4 protein-coding genes are annotated in these 5092 nt (G+C 72.0%); 2 read left to right on the top strand and 2 right to left on the bottom strand.

Features of this window, described 5'->3' with window-relative positions:
• Window positions 1–66: 66 nt before the first annotated feature.
• Complete coding sequence (locus tag A5713_RS23900; protein WP_082973129.1) at window positions 67–1770, bottom strand: 3-ketosteroid-delta-1-dehydrogenase; 1704 nt, start codon at window positions 1768–1770, stop codon at window positions 67–69.
• A 91-nt stretch (window positions 1771–1861) separates the two neighbouring features.
• Here A5713_RS23900 and A5713_RS23895 point away from each other — a divergent pair, with 91 nt between their 5' ends.
• The gene (locus A5713_RS23895) at window positions 1862–3004 is read left to right on the top strand and encodes a Rieske 2Fe-2S domain-containing protein (RefSeq protein WP_068098636.1); all 1143 of its coding nucleotides are present in this window, start codon (window positions 1862–1864) and stop codon (window positions 3002–3004) included.
• Complete coding sequence (locus A5713_RS23890; RefSeq protein ID WP_068098634.1) at window positions 3001–3303, top strand: ferredoxin; 303 nt, start codon at window positions 3001–3003, stop codon at window positions 3301–3303. Before A5713_RS23895 ends, A5713_RS23890 begins: the two co-directional genes overlap by 4 nt.
• Here A5713_RS23890 and A5713_RS23885 read toward each other — a convergent pair.
• Window positions 3287–5092: HAD-IC family P-type ATPase (locus A5713_RS23885; RefSeq protein ID WP_156752007.1), on the bottom strand; the 1806-nt coding region annotated here is incomplete at its 5' end. The two genes, A5713_RS23890 and A5713_RS23885, sit on opposite strands and share 17 nt — an antisense overlap.

The following is a 5092-nucleotide window of genomic DNA, read 5'->3' as shown; positions in this document are numbered from 1 at the left end:
CGGTCGCCGCGCTGGCGTGGGTGCGCAGGCGCGGGGTGACGATCAGGTGATCGGTCACGGCCGGGGCTACCCGGGGCTCGCCGCGTCGCGGGCCGCGATGTAGCCGTAGACCAAGCCCTGCGCGATCGTCGCGCCCGCGCCGGGGTAAGTCGTGCCGAACGCGTTGGCGGCGGCGTTGCCGATCGCGTACAGCCCGGGGATCGCGGTGCCGTCCTCGCGCAGCACCCGCGCTCGTTCGTCGGCCGACAGCCCACCGCAGGTGCCCAGGTCGCTGAGGGCCATCTTCACCGCATAGAACGGGCCCTTGAGCAGCGGACGCAGGTTGGGGTTCGGCGTGACGGTGGGATCGCCGTAGTACCGGTCGTAGGCGCTGCGGCCCCGGCCGAAATCGGGATCCTGCCCGGCGGAGGCGCTTTCGTTGAACCGGGTCATCGTCGCGACGAACTCGTGGACACCAACGCCGATGCGCGCGGCCAGCTCGGGGAAGCCCTCGGCGCGCACCGCGATGCCCGCGTCGTACCACGGCCGGGGAATCCGCATGCGCGGAAACAGTTCGGCGCCGAACACATAGCTGTTGCGGTACTGCTGATCGAAGACGATCCACATCGCCTCGACGGGGCTGCCCGATCGCTCGAGGTCCAGCAACCGCTGACCGAACGACATGTAGTCGCAGGACTCGTTGGCGAATCGGCGGCCGTTCTGGTCGACGATCAGGCAGCCCGGCAGCGACCGTTCGGCCAGCATCACCCCCGGCGGCCTGCCGGGCAGCGGCGCGATGGCTGGGAACCACCACGCCTGATCCATCAGGCCGAGGCCGGCGCCGACGTCCTGCGCCGCGCGGATCCCCTCGCCGGTGTTGGTCTCGGCGCCCAGGCTGAGGTTGGCCTCCAGCGACTCGGTCTGGAACTTCCGCCGCATCTCCATGTTGTGGTCGAAACCGCCGGTGGCCAGCACCACGCCGCGCCGGGCGGTGATCGTCACCTCGCGGCCGTCATGGCCGACGACCGCGCCGGTCACGCGGTGGGCGTCGCCGGTCAGGCGTAGCAGCGGGGTGTCGGTCCACACCGGGATGCCGGCGCGCAGCACGCCGGCGAACAGGCCGGCCGCCAGCGCCTGCCCGCCCGCCGCGTAGCGGCGGCCCAGCAGCCGCCCGCCGAGTCCTTGGGCCACCCGCTTGGCGAACGTCGGGACGCCGCGGCGCGGCACCCGCGCGACCAGGTTCATCCACCGGTAGTCGGCGCCCGTCGTCGGTATCGAGAAGCCGGCCTCCAGCACGCCCGGCCGCAGCCGGGTGCGGTGGTTGCCGAGGATCGACGTATCCAGCGGATAAGACTCGCAGGTGCGGCCCGCGGCGCTGCCGCCCGGCTCCTCGGGGTGGTAGTCGGAGTAGTCGCGCGCCCAGAACAGGCGCAGGGGAGTCGTGCGGCGCAGCATGTCGACCGTCGCGGGCGCATGTGCCAGGAACGCGGCCGACCGTTGCCCGGGCGCCGACCCGGCGACCACCGCGTCCAGGTAGGCGGCCGCGCGTTCGGCGGTGTCGTTGGCGCCGGCGTCGCGCAGCACGGGGCAGGCGGGTAGCCACAGCGCGCCGCCGGAGCGGGCCGTCGAGCCACCGACGTACGGCGACTTCTCCACGATCAGCACCGAGAGCCCGCCCTCGTGCGCGGCCAGCGCGGCGGCCATGCCGGTGCCCGAGCCGACCACCAGCAGGTCGACCGTCGTATCGGTCACCGGCAGGCCGGCCGGGATGGTCGCGCTGCGCTGGCTCACGGTGTGAACGGTATGCCGGGGCGGGGTGGCAGAGGAAGAGGCGGGAACAAGTGGCCCCACAAGGCGGGCCGCAGGCGTTAAATCAAGGGTTATGACGTCGCAGTCGGAGGCCGACGAGGTTCGGCTCATCGAAGCGCAGCCCGCCCCCGCCCGGTTTGCCCGCGGTTGGCACTGCCTGGGCCTGATCCGGGACTTCGGTGACGGCAAACCCCACCCCATCAACGCCTTCGGCCAGAAGCTGGTCGTGTTCCGCAGCGGGGACGGCGAAATCAACGTGCTCGACGGCTACTGCCGGCACATGGGCGGTGACCTGTCGCGGGGCGAGGTCAAGGGCAACGAGATCGCCTGCCCCTTCCACGACTGGCGCTGGGGCGGCGACGGCCGATGCAAGCAGGTGCCCTACGCCAGGCGCACCCCGCGGCTGGCCCGCACGCGGGCCTGGACCACCCTGCAGCAGGACGGCATGTTGTTCCTGTGGAACGACCCCGAGGGCAACCCGCCGCCGCCCGGGGTCACGATCCCGCGCATCGAGGGTGCGACCAGCGACGACTGGACCGACTGGCACTGGTACACCACCGTGGTGGGCAGCAACTGCCGCGAAATCATCGACAACGTCGTGGACATGGCGCACTTCTTCTACATCCACGGCTCGCTGCCCACGTATTTCAAGAACATCTTCGAAGGCCACGTGGCGACCCAGTACATGAACGGCGAGGGCCGTCCCGACCTCGGCGGCACGGTGGGCGCCGAGATGCTGGGCACCACGTCGGTCGCGTCCTACTACGGCCCGTCCTTCATGATCGACGACCTCACCTACCACTACCGGACCGGTGACGCGCAATCGATTCTGATCAATTGCCACTACCCGATCGACGCGAATTCCTTTGTGCTGCAGTACGGCATCATCGTGAAGAAGTCGGACGCCATGCCCGCCGACCAGGCCATGCAGACCGCGATCAAACTCGGCGACTACATCAAGCTGGGGTTCGAACAGGACGTGCAGATCTGGCGGCACAAGGTGCGCATCGACAATCCGCTGCTGGTCGAGGAGGACGGCCCGGTGTACCAGCTCCGGCGCTGGTATCAGCAGTTCTACGTCGACGCCGCCGACGTGGCGCCGGACATGGTGGATCGCTTCGAATTCGAGCTCGACACCACCCGGCCGTACGAGGCGTGGATGAAAGAGGTCGAGGACAACATGGCGGCCCAGGCGGGCGCCGCGGGTCCGCGATGACGCTGGAGTCGTCCGTCCGGACGGACAACCGGCTCGACGAGATGCCGATGGTCCCGGTGGCGTGCCGTGACTGCGGCGCCCGCGTGCTGGCGCGCAAGAGCACCTGGAACCAGACCAGCGTGCAGTGGAACGCCGACGCGACGGCCCGGTGCGCCGAGCTCGCCGAGGCGCGCAAGATCTCCGCGCACGCCGGCCGCGGTGTGTTCCTGGCGTGCTCGGCGTTGAGCGAGTCGATCCTGGACGCCGTGCGCCGGGGCGCCCTGGCGATCGTCGACGAGCGGCTCATGGACGATCGCTGACGGCCTCCCCGGAGGCCCGATGCTGGTGCTGGTCCACCAGTTTCAGCGCGGGCGCGGTCCTCGCGGGTCCGGCCAGGGCCGCGGTATGCGGCGCGCGGCCCCGCTTGTCCCGAGGCGGTTCCTCGGGCGAGCCGGGTGGCTGCCCGCCGGGCGCCGGGTCGTCATTCATGAGCGGTGACTCCGGGTCCCGGCTGCCCGAGCGCAAGCGATTGGTGGCGGCGACGGCGAGGACCGCGGCCGCGGAGGTGCCGAGCCCCTGCGCCCAGCCCACCGGGCCGACCGGTGTGCAGCCCAGCAGTTGGCTGATCCCCGGTGTGGTGATCATCGCGGCGAATGCGGCGAACGAGCCGGCCGCGGTGAGCAGCACCAGGGGCGCGTGCGAGTCGACCACGGTCTGGCCGAGCTCGACGGCGACCAGTGAGATCAGCGCGACGGTGGACGCCCGCCGGGGCAGGCCGGTGACCGACGCCATCGCCCAGGCCGCCGTGGCAGCGGTCGCGGTGAGGGCCCCGCGCGCGGCCACGGTGCGCCGCAGCGCCCGCTCGTCGATGCCGCGCCCGACGCGTTGCACCGGCCCGGCGGGCGTGCTGACCGCGACCGCGGTCGCAGGCAACGCGTCGGTGAGCATGTTGATCAGCAGCAGTTGGCGAGTGTTCAGCGGCGAGGTCCCCGTTATCGCCGTGCCGATCACCGAGAAGATCACCTCGCCGGCGTTGCCGCCGAGCAGGCCGGCCACGGCCGCCTGCACACCGCGCCACAGCCGGCGGCCCTCGTCGACGGCGGCCACCAGCGTCTCGATGCGCCCGTCGGTCAGCACCACGTCGGCGGTGGTGTGGGCGGAGTCGCTGCCGCGTGCGACCACACCGACCCCCACGCTCGCCGCCCGGATCGCGGCGGCGTCGTTGGCGCCGTCACCCACCATGGCGCACACCCGCCCGGCGCGCTCGAGGGTCTGGACCACCTGCACCTTGTTCTCCGGCGACATCCGGGCAAAGATCACCCGTTCGGACACCGCGCGCAGCTGATCGTGGCGTGACAGGGCGTTCCACTCGGCCCCGGTGATCACCTGGTCGCCGCTCACCGGCACGCCCAGCTCGCGGGCGATGGCGGCGGCGGTGACGGGATGGTCGCCGGTGATCAGGCGGATGGCCACGCCCCGGTCGGCCAGGTCGGCCAGCAACTGAGGCGCCTGGGCGCGCGGGGTATCCGAGAGGCCCAGAAATCCCGTCAGCGTCAACCCCGCGCCGCACACCTCGGTGAGGCCGTCGGGGTCTTCCCGCAGCGACCGCGCCTGCTGAGCGCTCAGGCGGCGTTGGGCCACGGCGATCACCCGAAGACCTGCGGTCGTCAGCGCGGCAACCGCGTCCTCCGCCTCCGCGCCCACCTCCCGGCACGCCGCCAGGACCACTTCCGGTGCGCCTTTGACCGTCACGTGCGTGCCGGTCGCCGAGGCGGAGAATGCCCTGCCGGACCGGAACGGCAGATGCGCGTCCGGCGTGGGTCGCGCGCCGGAGGCCGCCGCGTCCGCCGCCTTGATGATGGCTTCGTCGGTGGCGTGGACGTGCGGATTGCCGTCGTCCGCCGGCGCGGCCTGCGCGGCGCACCGCAAGACGTCGTCGCGCGAATGCCCGCCGGCCGGATGCACCTCGACCACCCGAAGGCGGTTCTCGCTCAGCGTCCCGGTCTTGTCGAAGCAGACCACCTCGACGCGGCCGAGCGCCTCGGCCGCTCGCGGGACTCGCACCAGCGCGCCGGCTTCGCCCAGCCGCTGCGCCGACGCGGACTGCGC

Source organism: Mycobacterium sp. E2497 (assembly GCF_001668695.1).
In the GTDB taxonomy this organism is placed as follows: domain Bacteria; phylum Actinomycetota; class Actinomycetes; order Mycobacteriales; family Mycobacteriaceae; genus Mycobacterium.
The sequence above is the reverse complement of the archived record's forward strand: the minus strand, read 5'-3'. Positions and strand labels throughout refer to the sequence as shown.

Excerpts from the sequence above, each read along its gene's own strand:
- A5713_RS23890 (WP_068098634.1), top strand. The coding sequence starts at position 3,001 with ATGACGCTGGAGTCGTCCGTCCGGACGGACAACCGGCTCGACGAGATG.
- A5713_RS23895 (WP_068098636.1), top strand. The coding sequence starts at position 1,862 with ATGACGTCGCAGTCGGAGGCCGACGAGGTTCGGCTCATCGAAGCGCAG.